This window comes from Sulfitobacter pontiacus, from assembly GCF_040790665.1.
Lineage (GTDB): Bacteria > Pseudomonadota > Alphaproteobacteria > Rhodobacterales > Rhodobacteraceae > Sulfitobacter > Sulfitobacter pontiacus.
Genome location: NZ_CP160849.1, coordinates 2,575,640 through 2,599,133 on the forward strand (window position 1 = coordinate 2,575,640; position 23,494 = coordinate 2,599,133).

Annotated in this window: 23 protein-coding genes and 2 tRNA genes; 7 read left to right on the forward strand and 18 right to left on the reverse strand. The window is 62.9% G+C overall.

The window, feature by feature from the left end; all coding sequences use genetic code 11:
* Positions 1 to 5: 5 nt before the first annotated feature.
* On the reverse strand, positions 6 to 848 hold the full coding sequence (locus AB1495_RS12725; protein ID WP_074635040.1) for a helix-turn-helix domain-containing protein: 843 nt from the start codon (positions 846 to 848) through the stop codon (positions 6 to 8).
* 196 nt (positions 849 to 1,044) lie between these two features.
* Between AB1495_RS12725 and AB1495_RS12730 the strand changes: the two genes are divergently transcribed.
* Positions 1,045 to 1,848, forward strand: a complete 804-nt coding sequence (locus AB1495_RS12730) for a thioesterase family protein (RefSeq protein ID WP_037944080.1) — start codon at positions 1,045 to 1,047, stop codon at positions 1,846 to 1,848.
* Positions 1,849 to 1,925: 77 nt separating this feature from the next.
* Here the strand turns inward: AB1495_RS12730 and bioB are convergent, their stop codons facing one another.
* The 9 genes from bioB to AB1495_RS12775 all read right to left on the reverse strand — a co-directional run bounded on the left by bioB (position 1,926) and on the right by AB1495_RS12775 (position 9,639).
* Positions 1,926 to 2,909 carry a biotin synthase BioB gene (gene bioB, locus AB1495_RS12735; RefSeq protein WP_074635039.1) on the reverse strand — a complete coding sequence of 328 codons (984 nt, stop codon included), beginning with the start codon at positions 2,907 to 2,909 and terminating at the stop codon, positions 1,926 to 1,928.
* Positions 2,906 to 3,463, reverse strand: a complete 558-nt coding sequence (locus AB1495_RS12740; RefSeq protein WP_005853098.1) for a biotin transporter BioY — start codon at positions 3,461 to 3,463, stop codon at positions 2,906 to 2,908. The genes bioB and AB1495_RS12740 overlap by 4 nt, the downstream gene beginning before the upstream one ends.
* Positions 3,464 to 3,546: 83 nt before the next feature.
* Complete coding sequence (locus AB1495_RS12745) at positions 3,547 to 4,215, reverse strand: GntR family transcriptional regulator (RefSeq protein WP_074635038.1); 669 nt, start codon at positions 4,213 to 4,215, stop codon at positions 3,547 to 3,549.
* A 45-nt stretch (positions 4,216 to 4,260) separates the two neighbouring features.
* Entirely contained in the window at positions 4,261 to 5,166 is a 906-nt protein-coding gene (locus AB1495_RS12750; RefSeq protein ID WP_074635037.1) for a nickel/cobalt transporter, read from the reverse strand.
* Positions 5,151 to 5,801: a DUF1007 family protein gene (locus AB1495_RS12755; protein WP_074635036.1), complete on the reverse strand. Its 651-nt coding sequence runs from the start codon at positions 5,799 to 5,801 to the stop codon at positions 5,151 to 5,153. The genes AB1495_RS12750 and AB1495_RS12755 overlap by 16 nt, the downstream gene beginning before the upstream one ends.
* 76 nt (positions 5,802 to 5,877) lie before the next feature.
* The gene (locus AB1495_RS12760) at positions 5,878 to 6,612 is read right to left on the reverse strand and encodes an ABC transporter permease (protein WP_074635035.1); all 735 of its coding nucleotides are present in this window, start codon (positions 6,610 to 6,612) and stop codon (positions 5,878 to 5,880) included.
* Positions 6,609 to 7,544, reverse strand: coding sequence for an ABC transporter ATP-binding protein (locus tag AB1495_RS12765; RefSeq protein ID WP_074635034.1), 936 nt, complete (start codon positions 7,542 to 7,544; stop codon positions 6,609 to 6,611). Before AB1495_RS12765 ends, AB1495_RS12760 begins: the two co-directional genes overlap by 4 nt.
* Complete coding sequence (locus tag AB1495_RS12770) at positions 7,541 to 8,713, reverse strand: ABC transporter permease (RefSeq protein ID WP_074635033.1); 1,173 nt, start codon at positions 8,711 to 8,713, stop codon at positions 7,541 to 7,543. The genes AB1495_RS12765 and AB1495_RS12770 overlap by 4 nt, the downstream gene beginning before the upstream one ends.
* Positions 8,714 to 8,724: 11 nt before the next feature.
* Positions 8,725 to 9,639, reverse strand: a complete 915-nt coding sequence (locus AB1495_RS12775; protein WP_074635032.1) for an ABC transporter substrate-binding protein — start codon at positions 9,637 to 9,639, stop codon at positions 8,725 to 8,727.
* A 208-nt stretch (positions 9,640 to 9,847) separates the two neighbouring features.
* Here AB1495_RS12775 and ampC point away from each other — a divergent pair, with 208 nt between their 5' ends.
* Positions 9,848 to 11,014, forward strand: coding sequence for a class C beta-lactamase (gene ampC / locus AB1495_RS12780; protein WP_074635031.1), 1,167 nt, complete (start codon positions 9,848 to 9,850; stop codon positions 11,012 to 11,014).
* A 33-nt stretch (positions 11,015 to 11,047) separates the two neighbouring features.
* On the opposite strand, the gene AB1495_RS12785 is transcribed toward ampC, so the two are convergent.
* Together AB1495_RS12785 and ftrA are read right to left on the reverse strand one after the other, a co-directional pair.
* A complete protein-coding gene (locus AB1495_RS12785) occupies positions 11,048 to 12,208 on the reverse strand; it encodes an amidohydrolase (RefSeq protein ID WP_074635030.1) in 1,161 nt (386 codons plus the stop codon).
* 125 nt (positions 12,209 to 12,333) lie between these two features.
* A complete protein-coding gene (gene ftrA / locus AB1495_RS12790; protein WP_244268852.1) occupies positions 12,334 to 13,308 on the reverse strand; it encodes a transcriptional regulator FtrA in 975 nt (324 codons plus the stop codon).
* A gap of 97 nt (positions 13,309 to 13,405) precedes the next feature.
* Here ftrA and AB1495_RS12795 point away from each other — a divergent pair, with 97 nt between their 5' ends.
* Positions 13,406 to 13,795: a nuclear transport factor 2 family protein gene (locus AB1495_RS12795; RefSeq protein ID WP_074635028.1), complete on the forward strand. Its 390-nt coding sequence runs from the start codon at positions 13,406 to 13,408 to the stop codon at positions 13,793 to 13,795.
* A gap of 54 nt (positions 13,796 to 13,849) precedes the next feature.
* Positions 13,850 to 14,230 carry a VOC family protein gene (locus AB1495_RS12800; protein ID WP_074635027.1) on the forward strand — a complete coding sequence of 127 codons (381 nt, stop codon included), beginning with the start codon at positions 13,850 to 13,852 and terminating at the stop codon, positions 14,228 to 14,230.
* Positions 14,231 to 14,290: 60 nt separating this feature from the next.
* Here the strand turns inward: AB1495_RS12800 and AB1495_RS12805 are convergent, their stop codons facing one another.
* Positions 14,291 to 14,836 (reverse strand): YaeQ family protein, encoded by a 546-nt coding sequence (locus tag AB1495_RS12805; protein ID WP_074635026.1) that lies wholly within the window; start codon positions 14,834 to 14,836, stop codon positions 14,291 to 14,293.
* Positions 14,837 to 15,159: 323 nt separating this feature from the next.
* Between AB1495_RS12805 and AB1495_RS12810 the strand changes: the two genes are divergently transcribed.
* Positions 15,160 to 15,630 (forward strand): (2Fe-2S)-binding protein, encoded by a 471-nt coding sequence (locus AB1495_RS12810; RefSeq protein ID WP_037962516.1) that lies wholly within the window; start codon positions 15,160 to 15,162, stop codon positions 15,628 to 15,630.
* A gap of 40 nt (positions 15,631 to 15,670) precedes the next feature.
* The gene (locus AB1495_RS12815) at positions 15,671 to 17,935 is read left to right on the forward strand and encodes a xanthine dehydrogenase family protein molybdopterin-binding subunit (RefSeq protein WP_254794800.1); all 2,265 of its coding nucleotides are present in this window, start codon (positions 15,671 to 15,673) and stop codon (positions 17,933 to 17,935) included.
* A 284-nt stretch (positions 17,936 to 18,219) separates the two neighbouring features.
* Here AB1495_RS12815 and AB1495_RS12820 read toward each other — a convergent pair.
* Positions 18,220 to 18,294 (reverse strand) — tRNA-Asn (locus AB1495_RS12820).
* An 81-nt stretch (positions 18,295 to 18,375) separates the two neighbouring features.
* Entirely contained in the window at positions 18,376 to 19,287 is a 912-nt protein-coding gene (locus AB1495_RS12825; RefSeq protein WP_074635024.1) for an MBL fold metallo-hydrolase, read from the reverse strand.
* 45 nt (positions 19,288 to 19,332) lie between these two features.
* Here AB1495_RS12825 and AB1495_RS12830 point away from each other — a divergent pair, with 45 nt between their 5' ends.
* Positions 19,333 to 20,661 (forward strand): ATP-binding protein, encoded by a 1,329-nt coding sequence (locus AB1495_RS12830; RefSeq protein WP_074635023.1) that lies wholly within the window; start codon positions 19,333 to 19,335, stop codon positions 20,659 to 20,661.
* A gap of 21 nt (positions 20,662 to 20,682) precedes the next feature.
* Here AB1495_RS12830 and AB1495_RS12835 read toward each other — a convergent pair whose 3' ends face one another.
* The 3 genes from AB1495_RS12835 to AB1495_RS12845 all read right to left on the reverse strand — a co-directional run bounded on the left by AB1495_RS12835 (position 20,683) and on the right by AB1495_RS12845 (position 23,469).
* Positions 20,683 to 21,105, reverse strand: a complete 423-nt coding sequence (locus AB1495_RS12835) for a lysozyme inhibitor LprI family protein (protein WP_244268850.1) — start codon at positions 21,103 to 21,105, stop codon at positions 20,683 to 20,685.
* A gap of 164 nt (positions 21,106 to 21,269) precedes the next feature.
* Positions 21,270 to 21,343 (reverse strand) — tRNA-Gly (locus AB1495_RS12840).
* Positions 21,344 to 21,432: 89 nt separating this feature from the next.
* A complete protein-coding gene (locus AB1495_RS12845; protein ID WP_074635021.1) occupies positions 21,433 to 23,469 on the reverse strand; it encodes an ASKHA domain-containing protein in 2,037 nt (678 codons plus the stop codon).
* Positions 23,470 to 23,494: the final 25 nt, after the last annotated feature.

Below are 23,494 nucleotides of genomic sequence, written 5' to 3' on the forward strand. Positions count from 1 at the left end.
GTGGTTTATCCTGTGGTCACTGGGTCGGCCCCGATGGCATCGACCCGTTTTTGCAATGCAGCGCGGTCCAGCGCTTCGAAAGGCAGGGCGGTAAAGGCCAGCAGCCGGTTGTGCAGCGCGCCATATGTCTGTTGGAAGGCCAGCCGGCGTTCCGCTTCTGTCCCTTCGGCTTTGACGGGATCGGGCATGCCCCAATGCCCCGACACAGGCTGGCCGGGCCAGGTGGGACATTCCTCGTTTGCGGCGTGGTCACAGACGGTAAAGACGAAATCCATCTGCGGCGCATCGGCGGTCTGGAATTCAGAGATATGTTTGGACCGCAGCGCATCGATGCTGTGGCCCTTGGCGTGCAGCATCTCGACCGCAAGGGGGTTAAGCTCGGACCGGGGCAGGGTGCCCGCGGAATAGGCGGTGAACCGGTCGCCCGCCATGTCCCGCAGGATCGTCTCTGCAAAGATGGAACGGGCGGAGTTGCCGGTACATACGAAAAGCACGTTGAATTTTGTCTGGGTCATCATCTGCGTCCTGTTAATGAGGTCAGAGAACGGGGGCGGGCAGAGATCAGCGCGCCCCCGACAACAATCCACGAACAACCCCGATACGACCTCGCCCGCCGCATCAAGGTTGATGGTATACAAGAGCCGCGTCCCGTCGCGCCGCTGCGAGATCAGCCCGACTTGCGTCAGCGCCGACAGATATACCGACGCCGTGCTGGATTTCAGCGCCAACACCTGCGCGATTTCCCCCGCAGGCAATGCATCGGGATAGCGCCGCATCAGCAGCCGAAACACGGCCAGGCGCTGTGGGTGGCTAAGGGTGGCGAGTCGGTCTGTGAGTAGTGCTTCCATATTTCATGAATATGTGAAATACAGATCAGGCGTCAACACCTCTCTTCGATCCCGCCAAAGGTTTTTTTGCCGCGGGGGTGCGTTCTTGGTGACGTGGCGTTTCAGGGGCAGGGTGTCTTGCGCGCCCTTGGCTTTGCGGGCATCGATTGGGAAACAGCGCGCCCGCGCGCGGTGACAGACGTATAAAGGACCCGACATGACAGATGTGACCCTGGCCGAGGTATTGGCCACAGCAGAGCAGGACGGCACCGCGCCGCGCTATCAGGTGCCAGAGAACTGGGCGCAGGGGCGTACGGCCTTTGGCGGATTTACCGGTGCCTTGCTGGTCAATGCGGCCCGTCGGGACCGCCCCGATCTGCCCGCGCTGCGGTCTGCGCTGATCAACTTTACCGCGCCCGTGTCGCAGCCGCCCACGATCCATGCAGAGGTGCTGCGCGAAGGGCGCAACATCACCACCATCGCCACCCGCGCCGAGATCGACGGCAAGGTCGCGGCAACGGGCACTTTTTCTTTCGGCCATGCGCAGGAAAGCCAATTGAGCGTAGGCCATACCGCGCCCGCCGCCCCCCAAGGGCCGGACGACACGCCCTCCTACTTCCCGCCCGCGCTGAAACGCCCGCCGGTACGGTTCTTTGTCAACTTCGAGGTCAAGCTGATCGAGGGCAGCCTGCCGTTCTCCGGTGCGGATCGCGGCTATGTCCGGATCTGGGCGCGGCACCGCGATCCGGCGATGTGGGGGACGCTCGAGGGGCTGATCGCCATTGGCGACGTGCTGCCCCCCGCCGCCTTCCCGATGATGACGCGGCCGGGGCCGAACTCGTCAATGAACTGGATCATCAACCTGCTGTCCGATCACGCCAACACCCGCGACGGCTGGTATATGATGGAGACACAGCTGACGGCGGGCAACGGCGGTTACAGCTCTCAGGTCATGCGGGTCTGGAATACAGATGGGGATATGGTCGCAGACGGCATGCAGTCGGTGATCATCTTCGCCTAAGCGCGAGCCGAGGCGTGACACGAAAAAGCCCGGCCCGAGGATATCAGGCCGGGCTTTTGCACGTGTCAGGGGCGGATCTACTGCGCCGCGATCTTGGCCGATCTGGACGCGGGCTTGGCCGGTGCCACATGCATGCCGAGCCGTTGCAGCAGGTCGTTGTCCTTCCACGTGGCCGGGTTTTCGGTGGTCAGCAGCTGGTTGCCCACAAAGATCGAATTCGCACCCGCCAGAAAGCACAGCGATTGCAGCTCGTCGCTCATCCCCGTGCGGCCTGCGGAGAGACGCACGACCGAGGCGGGCATCAGGATACGCGCCAAGGCCACGAGCCGGACCAGCGCAAAAGGGTCGACCTTTTCGGATTTTCCCTGAACCGGCACGCCTTTGACCGCGTTCCACAGGTTCACCGGCACGCTGTCTGGGTGGCTGGGCAGCGTGGCGAGGGTGACCAGCATGCTGATCCGGTCCGCCTCTGCCTCGCCCATCCCAAGGATACCGCCGCAGCAGACCTTGATCCCGCCCTTGCGCACATGTTCCACCGTCTCAAGGCGGTCTTCCATCGTGCGGGTCGAGGCGATCTCGGCGTAATACTCGGGCGAGGTATCGATGTTGTGGTTGTAGAAATCGAGCCCGGCATCCTTAAGCTTGGTCACCTGCCCGGGCGACAGCATCCCCAGTGTCATGCAGGTCTCGAGCCCCAGATCGGCCACGCCGCGCACCATGTCGGTCAGCTTGTCCATGTCGCGGTCCTTGGGGCTGCGCCATGCAGCCCCCATGCAGAACCGCTGCGCGCCCGCATCCTTGGCACGTTTGGCGGCGGCGATGACCTCTTCCGCGCCCATCAGCTTGGTCGCTTTGACGCCTGTGTCGTAATGCGCCGATTGCGAACAATAGCCGCAATCCTCGGGGCAGCCGCCGGTCTTGATGCTCAGCAGGCTGGCGGTTTCGATTGCCGTGGGGTCGAAATGCGCGCGGTGCAGCGTTTGCGCCTGATGGATCAGGTCGGGGAAGGGCAGCGCGTGGATCGCTGCCGCTTCGTCAAGGGTCCAGTCCGTGCGGATCATTGATCACGCCCTTTCAGCCGCGACAGGCCCGACAGCAGTGTCGCCACCAGCAGCACCTTGACCACATCGCCCAGCAGGAAGGGGGTCAGCCCTGCGGCCAGCAGCTTGGGTGCGGGCACGAACAGCGCCAGCCACGCCAGACCACCGGCATAGACCACGGTCAGACCTGCCAGCATCGCCAGCACGCGCCCGATCCAGCCGCGCCCCATCGCCAGCCAGCCGGTCAGACCCGCCGCCACAAGATAGCCCAGCAGATAGCCGCCCGTTGGCCCGACCATATAGCTAAGCCCGATGCCGCGTTCAGGCGTGCCGGAGAACACCGGAAGCCCCGCTGCACCGGCCCCAAGATAGGCCGCCATGGCCGCCAGCCCCAGACGCGGGCCAAGGGTGAGGGCGACAAGAAAGACCGACAGCGTGTGCAGGGTCATGGGCACGGGCCAGAACGGGATCTGGACCTTGGCCCCTAGCGTGATCAGCGCGGCACCGGCCAGCGCGAGGCCAAGCCCCTGCGCGAAGGACGGGTTACGGGGTAGGGATGTAATCGCAAGTGCCATCTGGTTTCCTCCGAGTGATAGCTTTCAAGGTCTACCCCAGTAGGACGAAGGACGCGCCTTCTGACAATTCAGATTATAGATAATTATCTGAAAAACTCGGAAGTGCCTGAACCGATTTGATTTTTTAGGGTGCGACTGCGCTTGCCGATCCACCCCACATGGCGCGAGAGCGTGGTGGAGGCCAGATCCACCTGACCTTTGCGCAGCGCGTCGAGGATCAGACGGTGGTCGTGATCGGTGCGGGCTTCCCAATTTGTCCGCCACGCCCGCAGAATGAACCGCGCGCTTGCCGCTTGCAGGTCGTCGATCGACCGCATCAGCCGCGGCATCTGGCAGGGTTCAAGAATTAATCTGTGAAAACAGCGGTTTGATTCTTCCCATTCATGTACATTCTGGGCGCTGTCGCCTTGCAGGTTGGCCTTATGCGCCTTGGCGAGGATATCGGGCGTCAGGTTTGGGGCGGCGTGCCGCAGGGCGAGCGCTTCGAGGCTGGCGCGCATTTCGGCGACTTCCCGAAGCTCTGCCATATCGAATAAAGTGACGCGAAATCCGCGTCTTGGCAGGCTTTCTGCAAGTGATTGTGTCTCTAGCAGGCGAAAGGCTTCGCGCACGGGCACATGGCTTGCGCCGAATTCCTGCGCGATGTGGTCTTGCCGCAACCGCGCGCCCGGGGCCAACTGCCCCGAGATGATGCGGTCGGCCAATATGCGCGCAATCCGGGCGGAGTGGGTCTCTGATCTAGGTTGGGTCATGGATTATAGATAGTTTTGACCGCCCCGCTTGTCGAGCGGGTAAACTCAGATCGCCCGCAGCAGCAATCCGCCCGCCAACAGGGCCACACCAAGCCCCGCGGCAAGCTCGATCAGGGCGGCGATCTGGGCTGCACGGGGGGTACTGGCCCACCCGGCAAGCACGCCGCCGCGCAACGCGCCGGCCCCCAGACCCACGGCGATGGTAATGGTCGCGGTGCCAAAGGCCATCGCGAAAGCACCAGCAATCCCGAGGCCTGCGATCCCCATCTGAAGCGTGATGATCAGCACGAACAACGCCCCCGTACAGGGCCGCACCGCGATAGATCCGATCAGCAGCAGCGTCTCGCGCAGGGTGGTTGCCTGTCGAACCTGTTCAGCGGTGGGGCCATGCGCATGGCCACAGGTGGCGCAGATACCTTCATGGTCGTGATGATGGTGATGATCATGCGGCGCGGGAAGCGTCGCGCGGAAATGGCGCAGGCCCCGCCAGAACAGCCACAGCCCGACACAGGCAATCGCGCCATAGCTGACGGGGGCCATAATCGCCTCTGTCAGCGAGATCATACGCTCGCGCCCCAAGTGCAACAGGCTCACGCCGGTATAGACCAGAGCCACCGCCGTCACGGCCTGACCCAGCGACGACAGCAGCGCAATCACCGACAGGCGCAGCATCGGCACAGCCTTGGCCGCGCCATAGCCGCCAATCAACAGCTTGCCGTGACCGGGGCCTGCGGCATGCACGACACCATAGGCGAAACAGGCGGAAAGCAGGGCGGTTACCGCCTCTGGCTGGCCCGCACGCACAGCACGCAGCGAGAGGGCGATGCTGTTTTGAAACGCGCGTTGATGCGCCGCAGCCCATTGCGCCAGCCGATCAAAGCCGCCGGTCCACCACAGCGCGGCAAGGGCGATGACCACGCCCAAGGCGATCACGGTCAGGGCGCGGCGCATGTCACATTCACCGTGGGGGCCATTTGCGCGCCGATATCCGGCAGACCCGCTTCGGAAGGATCGGTCTGGGCATCCAGCTGGGCAAGCTGTTGTTGCAGCGCCTCCATCGTGGCGGTGACGTCGGGCATGGCGACGCGCGCGCGACAGGTCGGCGCGCGCGTGGTGTCTATTGCGGTCGTGATATCATAGGCGGTGTAATAGGTCGCATCATAGGGTTTGATCGTGATCGCTGTCCCCGCGGGGATTGCGGTTTCCAGCGCGCGGGTGTGCATCGTGGTGATCTGTCCGTTGTCAAGCTGCGTCGCAATCTCGGTCGGGCCGGACAGCGCGATGGTGTTCGCCTCGGTGCTGAGGACCAGATCGCCGTTGAACCCGTCGACCCACTGCATGTCAAAGCCGTTCAGCGTCGCAAGCTCGGTTTCCGTGAGCGCCCCGTCGCCGTCGGCATCAAGGCCCATATCCTCGGTCACCAGCAAAGAATAAAGCGCGTCATATTGCCAGGTCACCCGTACATGGGTCAGTTGCCCTTGATCGTCGGCGACAAGCGAGAGCTGCGTGTCGATAAACACATGGGGGTGCGCGGCCAGCGGCGCGGCCCAGAGGGTGAGAACAAAGGGGGCAAGCTGTCTGATCATAGGGGTGTGATACAAGTCTTGGTCAGGGGGCGCAATTGCACGGGCGGCGGATCGGCGCGCTTCCACTCGGCGCGGTTTACGCACCCATGCGACGGCTCAGGTAGCGTTCAAGCTGGGCCATCGCGTCATAGATAAGCACCGCAAAAAGGCCCACGATCAGCCCGCCCTGCAGCACATAGGCGGTGTTGTTGGTCAGAAGCCCGGCGATGATGACTTCGCCCAGGGTGCGTGCGGCAACGGTGGAGCCGATGGTGGCGGTGCCAAGGGCAATAACGACGGACAGGCGGATCCCGGTCAGGATCACGGGCAGGGCGAGGGGAAGCTCCACCCGCCACAGGCGTTGCCAGCGGTTCAGCCCCATGCCGCGTGCGGCCTCCATCGTGGCGGGGGGCAGGGTTGATAGGGCGGTGATCGCGTTCTCGAAGATCGGGAGCAGCCCATAAAGAAACAGCGCCACCAGCGTCGGCCCCGCCCCGAACCCCAAGGCAGGCACGGCAAGCGCCAGCACCGCGACGGGGGGGAAGGTCTGACCGATGTTGGTGATCGTGCGCGACAGCGGCAGGAAGGACGCGCCCACAGGACGGGTGACAAAGATCGCCAGTGCCACCGCCACCAGCGTCGCCGCAACAGAGGCAAGGGCCACCAGCCCCAAATGGCTGAGCGAGAGCGACAGCAAAGAGCTGCGCGCGTAAATGACCGGACCACCCGCCGGGGCCAGCGGCGCAAAGAGCGGCGCGAACCAATCGGGCCGTAGCACCAGAGCGAGCAACAGCGCCAGCAAACCGGCGCGTAGCAGGTTGCCCGCTGTCATGCGTGCACCTCGGCGCGGGCGCGGATCGCGTCCAGCGTCACGCGGCCGATGATCTTGCCCTTATCGGTGATCGGCACGGCGCTGCGTCCTGTCCACAGGCAGGCCGACAGCGCGTCGCGCAGATTTGCCTCGCGGGGCAGGGGCGCGCCGTTGGCAGGACCGTCCTCCATCACGTCAGCCAGCGGGGTGAGGGAAAGCAGCCGCAGCGGGCGTTCGACATCGCCCACCATATCGGCCACAAAATCGGTCGCGGGGTGGGTGATGATCTCTGCCGGGGTGGCATGCTGCACCAGCTTGCCACCATCCATCACCGCCACGCGGTCGCCCAGACGAATGGCTTCCTCCATATCATGGGTCACGAGGATGATGGTGGAGCCGAGCGTCTGCTGGATGCGGCGCAGATCCTCTTGCGCGCGGGTGCGGATGATCGGGTCGAGCGCGCCAAAGGGTTCATCCATGAGGATCAGATCAGGGCGCGAGGCCAGAGCCCGTGCCACGCCGACCCGTTGTTGTTGCCCGCCCGACAGTTCAGTGGGGTAGCGGTGGCGGAATTCTTGTGGTGCCATCGAGAAGAGATCAAGCAGTTCGTCCACGCGGGCGTCGATCTTGTCACGGGTCCAGCCCAGCAGTTGCGGCACCGCGCCGATATTGCGCGCGACCGTGTGATGCGGGAACAGCCCGTGCCCCTGAATGGCATATCCGATCCGCCGCCGGAGGATATGCGGTTTGACGTCGAGCGTTGATTGTCCGTTGATCCGCACCTCTCCCGAAGTGGGCTCTTCCAGCCGGTTGATCAGCCGCAAAAGCGTTGTCTTGCCCGAACCGGATGTGCCCACAATAACGGTGATCGTGCCGGTATCAATGGTCATCGACACGCCATCGACGGCGCGGGCGCTGTCGTAGACTTTGGTGATATTGTCGATCTCTATCATGGGGTCTCCTTGGGGAGGCGGCGGGTCAGGTCGACCAGAATATCCATCACGATAGCCGCCGTCAGGGCCAGCGCGACCGTGGGCAGCGCGCCCAACAGGATCAGGTCTGTCGCGGTCTGGTTCAGCCCTTGGAACACGAATGTGCCAAAGCCGCCGCCGCCGATCAGCCCCGCGATGACCGCCAGCCCGATGTTTTGGACCAGCACGATACGCAGGCCGGTGAGGATCACGGGCAGGCCGATGGGCAGTTCCACGCGCCACAGGCGTTGCGCCGCTGTCATGCCGATCCCGCGCGCGGCGTTCAGGGCTTGCGGCGGCGTGGCGGCCAGACCGGCCACGGTGTTTCCCACGACGGGCAGCAGCGAATAGAGCACCAGTGCGACAAAGGCCGGTGCGAATCCGATGCCCGCGATGCCCATGCTGCGCGCACCGGGCACGGTGGCACTGACCCAGCCCAGCAGGGGGATCATCAGCCCGAACATGGCGAGCGAGGGGATGGTTTGCAGAAAGCTCAGCACCGGCAGGATCGCGCTGCGCAGCGCGGGCTTGCGGTGGCTCAGAACGCCGATGGGAAAGCCGATCAGCCCCGCCATGCCAAGCGACCCGAAGGCCAGCCACAGGTGACGCGTCGCCTCGGACGCGAAGGCGTCACGGCGTGCCGCAAATTCCTGCATCACTGACAGCGGTGCCAGCGCACCAGAGCCGAGCACGACGGACAGGGCCCCCAACACCGCTGTCAGCAATAGTGCGCGCTGAAAGGGCCCCGGTTTCATCGCGGTGATCGCATCGGCCATGAGCAGGGCAAAGATCACCAGCAAGCACCAGAACCCCGCCGCCGGAGAGACCCTTGCGTAATCGCCCGCGCCCTCCAGCAGCGCTGGCGCGCCCTGGACGAGCAGCCACAGCAATCCCGCCAGCCCCACAAGCGGCCCCGCCAGACGCAGCCCCACGTGTCTTGCAGGCAGGCCTAATGCGAGTCCCGCCAAGATCGCTGCCAATCCGGGGATCATCTGCGATACGGGGACCACCGCCCAGATCGGCACCGCGTCCCCCGCCACGATGCGGTTTGCGGCCAGCGTCATAAAGGGGGCCAGCATCGCTGCGGCCCCCAGAACGGCAAATAGAACCCCCGGCGCGGATAGCCGCGCCCGAGGGGTCTGCAAGGACATCGTGCCCCGGATCAGTCCAGCACCCCGGCTTGGGTGAGGTAATCACGGGCCACGGCCTCTGCCGGTTCACCGCCCACCTGAATCCGCCCGTTGAGCTTTTGCAGCGTCGCCATATCCAACCCCTCGAAAATGGGGTTCAGCACCTCGGGGATCGACGGGTATTCGGCCAGCACCTCGGCGCGGATGATGGGGGCGGGCTCGTAGACGGGCTGCACGCCTTTGTCATCCTCCATCACCACCAGACCTGTGGCCCCGACACCGCCGTCGGTGCCATAGACCATCGCGGCGTTCACACCCGATGTGCCCCGTGCGGCGGCCTGGATCGTGGCCGCTGTATCGCCGCCGGACAGGATCACCGTCTGGTCCGCGTTCAGTTCAAACCCGTAGGTGTCCTGCATCGCGGGCAGCACCGCGGGGGAGGACACAAACTCGGTCGAGGCCGCGAGCTTGACCGTGCCGCCCTGCGCGACCCATGCGCCGAAATCGGACATGGTGGTCAGTTTGTTGTCTTGCGCCACGGGGCCGGTCACCGCGATGGCCCATGTGTTATTGGCAGGGGCAGAGGTCAGCCATGTGACATCGTTTTGCGCGGCGTCGAGCTCGGCCGCGCGGGCGTGTGCGGCTTCGGCGTCTTTCCACACGTCGCTGTCTGCTTCGTTAAAGAAGAAGGCCGCGTTGCCGGTGTATTCGGGGTATATGTCGATCTGGCCGGACAGCAGCGCCTCGCGGACAACCTGCGTGCCGCCCAGTTGCAGGCGGCGTTCGACAGGCAGGCCCGCGTCCTCTAGTGCAAGGGCGATGACATTGCCCAATAGCCCGCCTTCGGTGTCGATCTTGGACGAGACAGTGATGTCGGCGGCCGCGGCCGAGGCCAATGCTACGGTAAGGGTCGCGGCGGATACGGTGATACGAAGGGAATTTTTCATGAGATGCAGGCTCCTTGGCGTAAAAAGTGACTGGTTTGCACAACTTGAGGATCAAGGTAGCGGGCAAAGCCGGGAAGCCAAGGGAAATTACTGTGAAAGCGGCAAGCGGCGGGGCGCGCATCGGTCCGCCCGCGCATTTTCGCATTTGTGCGTTGAAGCCGTGCCGCTTAATGACGTCGGCAAAACTCATAAATAGGTCGAAGCAGATATGAAATCCCCCAACCTCGCGCTGGCAGTCGTGCTGTCGGTCCCCTTTGCTCTTCCCGCGTCGCTGTTCGCACAAAGCGCCAAAAGCGAGCAGATTGTCGAGATCGCAGGTGCCAGCTTTGCGCCGGTAATCGAGCAGTATGGCATCCCCGGATTGGTCGTGGGCATCACCTGGCAGGGGCAGCACAGCTTCTATGCAACGGGTGTGGCGGCGCGCAAAGGCAATGTCGCGGCGACGCCGGATACGATCTTTGAGCTCGGGTCGATCAGCAAGATTTTCACCGCGACGTTGGCCGCATTGGCTGAAGACCGCGGTATGCTTGATCTGGATGCGCCTGTGTCGGACAGCATACCCCAGCTTGAGGGGGCCGCTTTCGGCGCAATAAGGCTGGTTGATCTATCCACCCATGTCACCGGTGGCTTGCCGCTTCAGGTTCCCGGCGAGGTGGGCAATGTGCCCGAGCTGATCCGCTGGCTAGAGAGCTGGCAACCGCCGCAACCGGGGACACGCAGCTATTCCAATGTCAGCATCGGCTTGCTGGGGCATATTACGGCGCAGACCATGGGGATGTCCTTTGCCCAAGCGGCTGAGGATGTGCTGTTTCCCGCGATGGGGCTTGGCAGCACCTATGTCGACGTGCCGGATGACGCGATGGATCGCTATGCCTTTGGCTATGACCGCAAGACGGATGCGCCCATTCGCGTTAACCCCGGCGTGTTGGCAGATGAAGCCTATGGGGTGAAATCGACCGCCCGCGATATGCTGCGCCTGCTGGATTTGGAGCTGGGTCGCGGCGGCGCAGATCCCGCGCTGACCGCAGCGCTTGAACGCACACGGCAGGGGCAGGCAGAGACGGCCTATTACACCCAAGACATGATATGGGAGCAGTACCCTTGGCCTGTCGATGTCGCCAGGATGGAGGCGGGCAACGGCTATGACTTTATCCTGTCGCCCCAGCCCGCGACCCGCCTGACCCCACCGTTGCCGCCGCAGCGTGACGTGATCCTGAACAAGACCGGCGCGACCAACGGGTTCGGCGGCTATGTCGCGCTGCTACCGGGGCAAGACCTTGGGATCGTTGTGCTTGCCAACCGCAACTACCCGAACGAGGCGCGGGTTCGTGCGACCTATGCGCTGATCACCGATTTGCTGGCGACGCAGGACTAGCGGGCTTGGCCGGCGCGTTCAGAAGGGGGCGGGTTACGCTGTGCCCAGAAGATCTCGGGCGATGCGGTCAAAGATCCCGCTGCCGATGGGGATAAGGTCATCGGGGAAGTCATAGTCGGGGTTGTGCAAGGCCGCGTGATCCTCCCCCGGTCCGAGACACAGCATCGCGGCTTTGGCCCCCCAGCCGAATACGCCGAAATCCTCGGAGGCGCGCATGGGTACGTTTTCCTCGCCAAAGGGCACGCCGATCGCCGCCATCGCTTTGGTTGCTACGGCATAGGCGTCTGCGTCGTTGATCGAAGCGGCGAAATGATCGTGCACCTCGAAAGAGACGCCAAGACCGTATTCAGCTGCAATCGTTGATGCGATCTCGCGCGCGGCGGCCTCAAGGTTTTCCAGCCCCGCATCGCCGGCGGTGCGCAGAGTGACAAACACCTCTGCTGCACCCGGCGCGATGCCGAAAGTCGGCTCTCCTATAGTGGCGTGGGTGACGGTGACCAGCCGGAAGTCGTCGTTGCGCGGGCCGCCGTCGCCGTGGCCCAGATCATCCAGCGCGGGGATAAGCCGTGCCACCGCGAGCGCGGGCGATACCCCGTCTTGCGGGTCGGCGGCATGGGCAGTTTTCCCGCTGAGCTTGACCTTGAGCCCCATCGACGCGCAGTTGATCAGCCCCACGCGGGTGGAGACAAAGCCGAAGGGGCTGCCCGGTTCATTGTGGATCGCAAAGGCCCAATCCGGTTTGATCGCATCGAATGCGGGATCGTTGACCACCGCTTTGGCCCCGCTGCCGTCCTCTTCCGCGGGTTGGAACATCAGCACCACGCGCCCTGTGGCAACCGGTTTGCGCGCGATCATGCGCCCCAAAGCCAGCAGCATCGTCATATGACCATCGTGGCCGCACACGTGGCTTTTGCCCGCAACCTCGGACAGCCACGCGATATCGCTGTTGCGTTCCTCAATCGGCAGGGCGTCAAGTTCGGCGCGGAACAGGACCGTCGGGCCAGCCGTGCCGCTGTCGAACACCGCCGCGACGCCGTGCCCCCCAAGACCTGTCAGGATGCGGGTGGGCGACAGGGGCTTTAGCGCGTGAACGATGGTCTTTGCGGTCTCTACCTCTTCGCCAGAGACTTCGGGATGGCGGTGCAGCGCGCGGCGAAATTCGGTCAGTTCCACAAGATCACTATTGGTCAACATAGAACGCGACACCTTCTGCTTGGGGGGTTTCTGGTATGTTACGTCAAAGCCCTAACAAACGCGACGGGGGCAGGGTAGCCGCGTTTGTGCGGGCGGTGCGGGGAAGCAGAGCGTAGGGGTCGGGGCTAGGCGGCAGCCCCGAACCTTTCGCGATACCGGATCGGAGGGACGCCCATCAGTTTGCGGAAATCGCGGCGAAAACTCTCGGCCGAGCCGAAGCCGCAGACGTCTGTTATATCGGCCAGCGGGATGGCGCTGTTTTCCAGCAGTTCAGCGGCGCGGGACACCCGTTCAAGCTTGAGCCAGTTGAGGGGGGTGTCGCCTGTCTCTTCGCGGAACCGGCGGGCCAGCGTGCGTCCGCTGGTCGCGGCAGTTTGTGCCATACGCGCCATCGGCCAGTCCTCGTCAAGTGTGGCGCGGATCATATCCTGTAGCGCTGCAAGATCCGACCCCATCCGCGCCTTGGGCTCGGGGCGGGGCACGAACTGACGCTGCCCGCCATCGCGTTGTGCGGGAAGGACAAGCCGTCGTGCAACAGACGCAGCGACCTGCGCGCCGTGATCCTGCCGAATGATATGCAGCCCCAGATCCAGCCCCGCCGCCGATCCGGCGGAGGTGAAAACCCTATCGTCTTCCACGAATAACACATCAGGGTCCACGGATATGTCAGGATAGCGCGCGGCCAGCTTATCGGTGTAGCGCCAATGGGTTGTGGCGCTTTTGCCTGTCAGCAGCCCCGCCGCGGCCAAGACAAAGACACCTGAACAGATCGACGCGATCCGCGCGCCTTGGGCATAGGCGTCTTGTAAGGCGGCGCATAGCGCGGGCGGGACAGGGGCATCGGCACCGCGCCAGCCGGGCACGATGATCAGGCTGGCTTGCCGCAGCAGATCAAGATCCTCCTGCGCCTCGATCGTGATGCCGCCTGTGGCGCGGATCGGACCGGGTTCGGCCTTAACGGTCGCATAGCGGTACCAATCCGCGAACTCGGGTCGGGGCAGGGCGAAAAGCTCTACCGCGATGCCGAATTCGAAGGTGCACAGCCCGTCATAGGCAAGCGCACAGACCAAGGGGGTGTTTCGGGGCGCAATTTGGGACATTTTGGCAGAATCCGACCGAAGCTTGTCAATATAGCCAGTATCGCGGGTTTCGCAGAAATGGCAATCTTGGATCAGCAACACATACCGGAGGTTTGACATGACCCTGCACCCTGACCTGCTGAGCGCGATAAAGACCTATTTTGACGCGATACACGAGTGTGACACCGACAAGCTGAATGCCGTGTTTCACCCGGACTCGAGCCTTTTTGACGGCGACAATGGGACGGTCTTTGTAGAGCCGATAGACAGTTTCAGCCGCGATGTCGGGGCCCGCGTCTCTCCTGCCAGCATCGGGCAACCGCGCGAGGCCGAGGTGTTGATGATCGACATGCTGTCGCCGCTAAGTGCAACGGTGAAAATCCGCATCCGCGCCCATGACAATGTCTTCGTCGATCACCTTGGTTTCGTGAAGGGCGCGCAGGGCTGGCAGATTGTATCGAAGATCTGGCATCTTGAGCGGCGCATTGACGCGTCCAATGCGGTCTGAGCGGCGGGGCAATTCGATTTTACGACAACACCAAACACTTGAAAGGGATAGGAAATGACCAAGATGAATGCCGTAGGATGGTTCGATATCTATGTGGACGACCTTGATCGGGCGGTCGGCTTCTACGAAGCCATGCTCGACACCAAGCTGGAGCCGATGCCAGACCCGAGCGGTGAGATGCAGATGATGAGCTTCCCGACCGAGATGACAGCCTATGGCGCGGGGGGCGCGCTGACCAAAGCGCCTTATGCGGGGCCAGGGGTCGGGGGCACGATTGTCTATTTCATGGTCGAGGATTGCGCCACCCAAGAGGAACGCGCGACCAGCGCGGGCGGGAGCGTCGCGCAGCCGAAAACGTCAATCGGTGAGTTTGGCTGGATCCTCGTGTGTCAGGATGCCGAGGGCAATATGGTCGGTTTCCACTCCATGCAGTAGCGGCACAAGTTTCGCTTAAGTGCGCGCTGGCGAGGGGTCACCCCCGACGCCAGTGGCGCGTCAGCCTGCGTCTTTCCACGTCTGGGGCGTCAGGTAGACGACGCTGTCATCGACGCTGACCATCACGTCACCGTCCTGAATATGCACGCCAAGCTTCATCGCGCGGTTGGCCAGCTTTGCCAGCGCCGCGGTGTCATGCTCTGCCAGATTGACGACCTCGAGCTTGTCGAAACGGGCGGTGCTGCTGCGGACCTTGTCCCACCAGACCTCTGCCGTTTTGCCGCCATAAGGATAGATCACGACCCGCGCGGATTTGTTGCAGGACTGCCGGATGATCTTTTCACTTGGCAGCCCGAGAGCCACCCAAACGTCGATCTCGTCGCTCAGGCTTTTTTGCCAGATATCGGGTTCATCATCGGTCGACAGGCCCTTTGTCATCTCAAGATGCTCATGCGCGTTCAGGGCAAAGGCCAGCAGACGGACCATCAGACGTTCATCGGTTTCCGACGGGTGTTTGGCCACGGTCAGCTTGTGGGTCTCGTAGTAGTGGCGATCCATGTCCGAGACCGAAAGCTCGACTTTGTAGATCAGAGAATTTTGCGCCATGACGTTGCCGGACCCTTGATGACCGGACTGTCCTATACAGTCTGGTGATGGGGGGCAGTACCTGCCGGTGACTGGATAAACAAGGCGAGACTGCGCTGTGGAAAATCATGCGTGTGTGAGTGGTGACGAAATATTCTTTCGCCAAGTGCACTTTCCGTGTAAGATCGACAAACGCGTATCTCGCATGGACCTCTGACAATCCCGTGATCATCTTGGTCCAGACCTGTCAAAGGGTGCCATGAAACCTATGTTGACCAGTTCGAAACCACGCTGTTATACGCGCCCTCCGCCCTAGGCAAAAATTACCCAAGGACAACGACTTAATGATTGAATTCGAATTGAACGGACGGCAGGTCTCTGTCGACGCAGAGCCGGATACGCCCCTGTTGTGGGCGATCCGTGACGAGATCGGACTGACCGGCACCAAGTTCGGCTGTGGCATCGGCGCCTGTGGCGCATGTACCGTGCATATCGACGGGACGGCCACACGGTCCTGCATCACCTATCTTTCGGATGTCGAAGGTATGAAGGTCACCACCATCGAAGGGCTGGACGAAAACGGCAACCACCCTGTGCAAGAAGCGTGGCGGAACCTGCGCGTGCCGCAGTGTGGATATTGCCAGTCGGGTCAGATCATGCAGGCAGCGTCGCTGCTGAAAGACACGCCCAACCCCAGCGATGACGACATCGACGCGGTGATGACCGGCAACCTGTGCCGCTGCATGACCTATACCCGAATCCGTCAAGCCGTGCGCGACGCCGCCACCGCTATGGGAGGCTCCGACAATGGCTAATTTGATTTCCCGCCTCACAGGCGCAGAGACGCAACCCCAGATGACCCGCCGTGGATTCCTTGTCTCCATGACGGCCGTTGGCGTTGCATTCGGCTTCCCGCAGGCGTCGAACGCGGCGATGAACCCTGCGGTGCCGGATGGCACGCCGGTCACGCCCAATGGCGACACGTTCGAGCCGTCGATGTGGTACTGGATCGACGCCGAGGGTCAGGTCAACGTCAACATCATCCGCGCCGAGATGGGCCAACACGTCGGCACCGCCATCGCGCGTATTCTGGCGGACGAGCTGGAAGTCGCATGGGAAAACGTACACATCACCCATGTCGATACGGCCGAGAAATGGGGCCTGATGGTCACCGGCGGCAGCTGGTCGATCTGGCAAAGCTGGCCTGTCTACCGTCAAGCGGGGGCCGCTGGCCGGACCGCCTTGATCGAAGCCGCAGCGGCAAAGTGGGGCGTTGATGCCTCGGGTCTGACCGCACGCGATGGTGCGGTGACCGATGGCACACAAAGCATCAGCTATGGCGATCTGGTGGCCGAGGGGCTTGACCGCAGCTTCACCGAAGAAGAGCTGGCAGCGCTGCCGCTGAAACCCCACGCTGACCTGCGCCTTGTGGGCCAGGACGTGCATCCGCTTGATCTGGATACGAAAACCACGGGTCAGGCGATCTATGGTCTGGATGCCAAGGTCGACGGGATGGTCTACGGCGTGCCGATGCTGCCCCCGACGCGCTATGGCTCCAAGGTGAATGCCGTGGACGATAGCGGTGCCAAGGACATCAAGGGCTACCTTGAAACCGTGGTGATCGAAGACCCGTCGGGCACTGTGCCGGGCTGGGTTGTGGTGCTGGGCAAAACGCTGCACGCGGCGCGTACGGCGACCTACGAGATCAGCGTCGACTGGACCTCCGGCGAGACGGCGAATGTCTCGGAAGAGGATATCCAGGCGCGTTCGCGCGAGCTGATCCAGGGCGAGGAAGGGTCGATCCTGCACACAGAGCAGCCCGACACGACCGCTGCCTTTGATGCCGCCGCCGATATGCTCGAAGCCGAATACACCACGCAATCCGTACTGCACTTCCAGATGGAGCCGGTGAACGCCACGGTTTTCCAGAACGCCGATGGTGTTTGGGAAACTCACGCGGGCAACCAGTGGCAATCGCTGATCCTGCCCACGCTGGCCGCCGCTTTGGAAGTGCCCGCCGATAAGATCGTGATGCGCAGCTATATGCTGGGTGGGGGCTTTGGCCGTCGCCTGAACGGTGACTATATCGTGCCCGCAGCGCTCGCCTCGAAAGCGGTTGGCAAGCCGGTCAAGCTGGTGTTCTCGCGCGAGGAAGACGCGCAGTTCGACAGCATCCGGTCGCCGTCCGTGCAAAAACTGCGCATGGCGTTCGACGATGCCAAATCGGTCACGGGTATGGAACACCACGCCGCAGCCGGTTGGCCGACGCAGGTGATGGCACCGGGGTTCATGCCCAAAGGTGTCAACGAAGAACCCTATGACCCCTTTGCCATCGACGGTGCCGATCATTGGTACACAGTGGGTGCGCATCAGGTGCGGGCGATCTCTAACGATCTGGCGAATGCGACCTTCCGTCCCGGCTGGCTGCGGTCTGTCGGACCGGGCTGGACCAACTTCGCGGTAGAAAGCTTCATGGATGAAGCGGCGCATAAAGTCGGTGCCGATCCGCTGCAGTTCCGTCTGGATCACCTGAAGGCCGAAGGCATCAACGCGGGCTCTGCGCCCAATGCGGTTGGTGGGGCATCGCGTCAGGCCGCTGTTTTGCAGCGCGTGGCAGAGATGTCGGGCTATGGCAGTGCAGAGCTGCCCGAGGGCACCGCAATCGGTATTGCCACCACCTATGGCCAGTCGCGCAGCATGCCGACCTGGACAGCGGCGGCGGTCAAGCTGGCGATTGATCCTGAAACGGGCGCGGTCGATGTCCAGAAGATGTGGCTGGCGTTTGACTGTGGCACCGTGGTGGACCCCGACGGCGCGCGCGCACAATGCGAAGGTGCGGCCCTTTGGGGGCTGTCTTTGGCGCTGCATGAAGGCACCCGGATCGAGAATGGCAACGTCATCGACCTGAACCTCGGGGCCTATACGCCACTGCGTCTGGCCGATGTGCCCGAGCTTGAAATCGACTTTGTCGAAAGCACCGAAGTACCGGTTGGCCTGGGCGAGCCCGGCACCACCGTGATCGCACCCGCGATCGCCAACGCGATCTTCAACGCGACGGGCGCGCGCGTGCGTCATCTGCCGATCACCGGCGATGCTGTGCTTGCCGCGATGAAGTCCTAAAAACTGATCGGGCGGGCGCAGTCATCGCGCCCGCCCGTTCCGACAAACCAAGTGCCCGCGGCTGATTCAAATCCGTCGGGTACCGTTGCCCATATTTCCCGAAATTTGTTCGTTTTCCCACCGCGCCGCGCCCCTGCGCATCGCGCCGTTCTGCGCAGCGTTTCGCGTGAGGGAGGCACCCCATCAGCTAAAACGCAAAGGATGTGCCACGCAGGCCCCCAGAACGCGAAAAGCGCCCCCGAAGGAGCGCTTTTTCGTTTACCGCCAACCACCTAAGGGGAAGTTGGCTCCGACGGTAGGGATCGAACCTACGACCAATTGATTAACAGTCAACTGCTCTACCGCTGAGCTACGTCGGAACGGTCTGCACCGTATAGCTATGGTAATTTCCGGCGTCCAGAGGGTTTTGCCACTTTTTTCCAGATTTTTTCAAAAGATTTTCAGACCCGGCGAAAGGTGGCTGTCGCAGAGAGGGATTCAACCGGGCCGACGCGGTTTTTGCCTGTAAGGTCAATCAGATGCGCAAGGACGTTGCGGGTCGCGGCACCCAGTAGCGCAGGCGGGGTTTCGGTGTAGATCGCGGCAGCGAGTTGCGCGGCGGTGGCAGGGGCTTGGCCGAGGGCACGCAGGATATCAGCCTCGCGCGAGAGACGGTGCGACACCAGCCAATCGAGCCTTGCCGCAGGGTCGGTCACCGGCGCGCCATGACCCGGATAGAACACCCGCCAGTCGTTTTTTTGCAGCTCGGCACAAGATGCCATGAAATCGGTCAGATCCCCATCCGGCGGCGACACCAGCGAGCTGGCCCAGCCCATGACGTGATCTGCGGTGAAACAGGCGTCATTCCAGCCAAGGCTGATGTGGTTACCAATATGGCCGGGGGTGTGAATCACGCTCAGCGTCCAGTCGTCGCCGGCGATGGTCTCTCCGTGAGTTAGGGGGCGATCGGGGATGAACTCTGCATCAATGCCTTCGCCGCCGCCAATATCGGACACGGCGGCCAGTTGTTGCATCACCGCAGAGCGGCCAGAAAACGCGTCGCCAAAGGCCAGTATCGGCGCGCCGCAGGCACGGGCAAGGTCGCGCGCGAGGGGCGAGTGGTCCAGATGCGTATGGGTTACGATGATGTGGCTGATGTGCTGTTCGGGTCCGATGGCATCGCGTATCGCTTGCAGGTGTCGCGGCGACGCGGGGCCGGGGTCGATCACGGCGATGCCGCGCGTGCCCAGCAGATAGGTATTCGTGCCACGGTAGGTCATGGGCGAGGGGTTGTCGGCCACGATGCGGCGCAAGCCCGGTTCCAAGATCTCGGCAATACCGATGGCGGGGTCGAAGTCGTCAGGGGGCAGCATGGTTTGGCCTTTCGCTGGGGCAGGGGGCTGGCTAAGGTCTATCCCATGTTCTTCGTCTGGCTCAAACGATATATGCCCCGTGGCATCTATGGGCGCGCTGCCCTGATCCTGCTTTTGCCGGTGGTGATCTTGCAGCTCGTGATGACCGTGATCTTTGCACAGCGGAACTATGAGGGGGTCACCAACCAGATGACCGATACCGTCTTGCGCGAGGTCGAACTGGTCATGCAGGTGGTCGATGATGCCCCCTCCGCCGCTGCCGTGCCGGCCACGGTGCAAGATCGGCTGGCCGCGCTGGACATGGGGGTGACGCCTGTGTCAGCCAGCGAGGTGCCGACGCGCAACCGGATGTCGTGGTATGATTATTCCGGTCGGGTGATGGTGGCGCGGTTCGATGAGTATCTGCCATCCTTCCTGAGCCTTGATCTGACGCGGCCGTCGGGGGTGCATCTATATGTGCAGTCGCGCTTTGGCCCGCTTGATCTCCAGTTCGAGAGGCGCAGGATCTCGGCGCAGAACCCGCATCAGCTGTTTGTGTATACGTTCAGCTTCGGCTTTGTCATGACGTTGATCTCCTTCGTTTACCTGCGCAACCAGCTGCGCCCGATCAAGCGGCTTGCCCGCGCGGCCGAAGCCTTTGGCCGCGGGCGTCACGTGCCATATACCCCCACAGGCGCTGTCGAGGTGCGGGCGGCGGGGGCGGCCTTTGTCGATATGCGCGCACGGATCGAGCGGCAGATTGAACAGCGCACCTTGATGTTGTCGGGGGTCAGCCATGACCTGCGCACGCCCCTGACGCGGATGCGGCTTGGCCTGTCGATGATCGACGAGGACGATGCGGAGCCGCTGTTGCAGGACGTCGATGATATGCAAGGCATGCTGGATGCCTTCCTTGATTTCGCCAAAGGCACCGCAGAGGGGGAGGCCGAACCCCTGGACCCGCACGCCCTGATGCAGACCGCGGTCGAGGATGCGCAACGCGCTGGTCGCAACGTGACCTTGCTGCCACCCGAGGGCGACGGCACCGGCACCGTCCGCCTACGCCGCATGGCGATCCTGCGCGCGGTGGATAACCTGATTTCGAACGGGGTGCGCTATGGGGCGCGGGCCGAGGTATCTGTGCTGCTGACGGATAAAACCCTGCGGATCAGGGTGGAGGACGACGGCCCCGGCATCCCCGAGGATCGCCGCATTGAGGCCGTGCGCCCGTTCTCGCGGCTTGACCCCGCGCGCAATCAGAACAGTGGCAGCGGCGGCGTGGGCCTTGGCCTTGCCATCGCGACCGACATCGCCCGCGCGCATGGCGGCGTGCTGCGGTTGGGCAGTTCGGACACTCTGGGCGGTCTGCGCGCCGATATCGTCATCGCACGGTAACGCGCCAAAGGACCGGGGGCGTCAGCGTGCGGTGGCGTAGTCTTGCAACTGCTCAATGCGCGATCGCGTCAGGTCAATCCGGCAGCTCAGCGTCACGTTGATCGCGGCCGTTCCCCCCAACGACAAGCGTTCGGGAAACGCGCAGTGATATTTGCGGTATTCTTCAAATGCGATCTGAGAGCTTTGAAGCAAGGCGCTCGCCGAGGCATCGGCCTTTCGCGAAAACGCCTGATCAAACGCAGCCAGCGCCGCTTGGGCATCGAGATAGGCGCGCACCATGTCACGCTCCACCTGATCGCCCATTGCAAAGAGACATTGATGCACGGCGTCCGGATCTGTCTGCGGCGCGGTGCAGTCTGACAAAAGTTCTGATGCAGGGGGTAGTTTTTCAGCGGTGGCCGTTGCCGGGATCAACAGCAGCGAAAAGAATATGTATTTCAACATCTGGCGTATCCTTTCGGGCGACATGGCAAAGCTACGAAAGAGATACTGCCGCAAAGCACGGCGGAATGCTACCGGTGGGGACAAGGGCGATGATCGACAAACGGCCCTTAGCGGCGAGACATGCCGCGATCCCCGAAAAGGGTTGAGATGATTTTAGGAAATATTGGAGCGGGTAACGAGAATCGAACTCGTAACTAAAGCTTGGGAAGCTGCCGTGATACCTTTTCACCATACCCGCGCGCCGTGAGGTGACTTAATCCGATGTGGCGGGTGCGTCAAGCGGGGTTTTTGCCTGACGCGCCCTTTGCCGATGGTTGCGGGCAGACCTTAGCGGCGGCGGCGGCGGCGGGTGCCGCCGGAGCTGTCGCCGCCGGTGTTGAAGGTCTCGGTCGGGAGGGTGACGATGCTGTTGAGGATCGGGAAGGGCTCTACCGCGTTGGGGATGGCAGAGGCGTTGACGAAATGCTCTTGGAAGCGGGGTTCGATGGCGGTCTCGATCTTGTGGATGTTGCGGACGGTCTCTTCGATCTCGGCGCGGCTGGAGGTGTTGAGCAGGGCAATGCGCGCGCCGGTGCCTGCGGCGTTCCCGGCGGATGTCACCTTGTCGAGCGGGGCGTCGGGGATCATGCCTAGGATCATCGCGTGCTTGGGGCTGATATGGGCGCCAAAGGCACCGGCCAGCACAACGCGGTCCACGTGATCGACGCCGAATTTATCCATCAGCAACCGCGCGCCGGAATAAAGCGCTGCCTTGGCCATCTGGATTTCGCGGATGTCGCGGTTGGTCACGGTGATGCGCGGGCCACCATCGGCAGTGCCATCATAGACCAGATAGGAATTGGTGCGCCCGTCGGCAAAGACATTGGCCGATCCGGTTTGTTCAGCCGTGCCGATCAGGCCGGGGGCGTCGACGATCCCGTGGATGCGCATTTCAGCGACCATTTCGATGATGCCCGAGCCGCAGATTCCGGTCACGCCGCTTGCACCGATCTGAGATAGGAAAGCGGGATCGTCGGACCACAGGTCGCTGCCAATCACCTTAAACCGGGCGATCTTGCTGACGGGGTCAATCTCTACCCGTTCGATCGCGCCGGGGGCGGCGCGCTGGCCGCTGCTGATCTGCGCCCCCTCGAAGGCGGGACCGGTGGGGGACGAACAGGCGAGCACTTTATCGCGGTTGCCCAGTAGGATTTCGGCGTTGGTGCCCACATCGACCACCAGCACCAGATCGTCGGATTTATCGGGGGCTTCCGACAGGGCGACGGCGGCGGCATCCGCGCCCACATGGCCCGCAATGCAGGGCAGCAGATAGACGCGGGCAGAAGGGTGGATGTTCAGGTCCAGGTCCATGGCGCGCAGACGCAGCGCGTTTGACGTGGCCAGCGCAAAGGGCGCTTGCCCCAGCTCGAACGGGTCGATGCCCAGAAACAGGTGGTGCATGACCGGATTGCAGACAAACACCGCATCCACGATCATGCCCTTGTCGATGCCGCCCTCGGTGCTGATTTCATCGAACAATGTGTTCATGCCGGCACGGACCGCGCGGGTCATCTCTACCGCGCCGCCTTCGTTCATCATCGAATAGCTGACGCGGCTCATCAGGTCTTCGCCAAAGCGGATCTGCGGGTTCATCACGCCGGAAGAGGCTACGACCTCTCCGGTTTGCAGGTCGCACAGATGCGCGGCGATGGTGGTGGAGCCCAGATCGACCGCCAGCCCGTAAAGCGACCCTTCGTAGAAGCCGGGCCAGAGATGCATGATGCGGGCCGGGTTCTCATCATCGCCCAAATGCACGGCCACGGTGACTTTCCATGCGCCCTTGCGCAGGGCAGGTTGCAGCGTTTGCAAGATTTGCAGATCGGCGGTGACATTTTCAAGCTGCCACTGATCGCGCAGGGCGTCGCAGAGCCTCTCCAGATCGCCCGAGGGGTCGTGCATGTCGGGTTCCTGCACCTCGACGTAAAAGAGCTTGGTCGACGGGTTGAGCACGATATCGCGCGCCTCGGCACGTTTGCGGACCACCTGTTTGTGCACCTGGCTTTCGGCGGGCACATCGATCACCACGTCGCCCATGATCTGCGCCTGACAGCCCAGACGGCGGCCATCAATCAGACCGCGCTTGTCCTTGTAGCGTTGTTCGACGCTGTTCCATTCGGACAGCGCATCCTGCGCCACAGTGACCCCATGCTTCGAGAACTGCCCATATCCGGGCGAGACCTGACATTTCGAACAGATGCCACGCCCGCCGCAGACGGAATCCAGATCAACGCCCAACTGCCGCGCCGCCGTGAGCACCGGCGTGCCCTTGGCAAAGTGACCGCGTTTGCCCGAAGGCGTGAATACCACAAGGGGATCGTTGCTCATCTATCTTTATCCTCAACACTTTGGC

Excerpts from the sequence above, each read along its gene's own strand:
- AB1495_RS12835 (WP_244268850.1), bottom strand. The coding sequence starts at position 21,105 with ATGTTGAAATACATATTCTTTTCGCTGCTGTTGATCCCGGCAACGGCC.
- AB1495_RS12740 (WP_005853098.1), bottom strand. The coding sequence starts at position 3,463 with ATGGCACTTGCGATTACATCCCTACCCCGTAACCCGTCCTTCGCGCAG.
- AB1495_RS12810 (WP_037962516.1), top strand. The coding sequence starts at position 15,160 with ATGATTGAATTCGAATTGAACGGACGGCAGGTCTCTGTCGACGCAGAG.
- bioB (WP_074635039.1), bottom strand. The coding sequence starts at position 2,909 with ATGATCCGCACGGACTGGACCCTTGACGAAGCGGCAGCGATCCACGCG.
- AB1495_RS12725 (WP_074635040.1), bottom strand. The coding sequence starts at position 848 with ATGGAAGCACTACTCACAGACCGACTCGCCACCCTTAGCCACCCACAG.
- AB1495_RS12795 (WP_074635028.1), top strand. The coding sequence starts at position 13,406 with ATGACCCTGCACCCTGACCTGCTGAGCGCGATAAAGACCTATTTTGAC.
- AB1495_RS12785 (WP_074635030.1), bottom strand. The coding sequence starts at position 12,208 with ATGTTGACCAATAGTGATCTTGTGGAACTGACCGAATTTCGCCGCGCG.
- ampC (WP_074635031.1), top strand. The coding sequence starts at position 9,848 with ATGAAATCCCCCAACCTCGCGCTGGCAGTCGTGCTGTCGGTCCCCTTT.
- AB1495_RS12770 (WP_074635033.1), bottom strand. The coding sequence starts at position 8,713 with ATGTCCTTGCAGACCCCTCGGGCGCGGCTATCCGCGCCGGGGGTTCTA.
- AB1495_RS12745 (WP_074635038.1), bottom strand. The coding sequence starts at position 4,215 with ATGACCCAACCTAGATCAGAGACCCACTCCGCCCGGATTGCGCGCATA.
- ftrA (WP_244268852.1), bottom strand. The coding sequence starts at position 13,308 with ATGTCCCAAATTGCGCCCCGAAACACCCCCTTGGTCTGTGCGCTTGCC.
- AB1495_RS12775 (WP_074635032.1), bottom strand. The coding sequence starts at position 9,639 with ATGAAAAATTCCCTTCGTATCACCGTATCCGCCGCGACCCTTACCGTA.
- AB1495_RS12815 (WP_254794800.1), top strand. The coding sequence starts at position 15,671 with ATGACCCGCCGTGGATTCCTTGTCTCCATGACGGCCGTTGGCGTTGCA.
- AB1495_RS12750 (WP_074635037.1), bottom strand. The coding sequence starts at position 5,166 with ATGCGCCGCGCCCTGACCGTGATCGCCTTGGGCGTGGTCATCGCCCTT.
- AB1495_RS12760 (WP_074635035.1), bottom strand. The coding sequence starts at position 6,612 with ATGACAGCGGGCAACCTGCTACGCGCCGGTTTGCTGGCGCTGTTGCTC.
- AB1495_RS12805 (WP_074635026.1), bottom strand. The coding sequence starts at position 14,836 with ATGGCGCAAAATTCTCTGATCTACAAAGTCGAGCTTTCGGTCTCGGAC.
- AB1495_RS12825 (WP_074635024.1), bottom strand. The coding sequence starts at position 19,287 with ATGCTGCCCCCTGACGACTTCGACCCCGCCATCGGTATTGCCGAGATC.
- AB1495_RS12730 (WP_037944080.1), top strand. The coding sequence starts at position 1,045 with ATGACAGATGTGACCCTGGCCGAGGTATTGGCCACAGCAGAGCAGGAC.
- AB1495_RS12830 (WP_074635023.1), top strand. The coding sequence starts at position 19,333 with ATGTTCTTCGTCTGGCTCAAACGATATATGCCCCGTGGCATCTATGGG.
- AB1495_RS12800 (WP_074635027.1), top strand. The coding sequence starts at position 13,850 with ATGACCAAGATGAATGCCGTAGGATGGTTCGATATCTATGTGGACGAC.
- AB1495_RS12755 (WP_074635036.1), bottom strand. The coding sequence starts at position 5,801 with ATGATCAGACAGCTTGCCCCCTTTGTTCTCACCCTCTGGGCCGCGCCG.
- AB1495_RS12845 (WP_074635021.1), bottom strand. The coding sequence starts at position 23,469 with ATGAGCAACGATCCCCTTGTGGTATTCACGCCTTCGGGCAAACGCGGT.
- AB1495_RS12765 (WP_074635034.1), bottom strand. The coding sequence starts at position 7,544 with ATGATAGAGATCGACAATATCACCAAAGTCTACGACAGCGCCCGCGCC.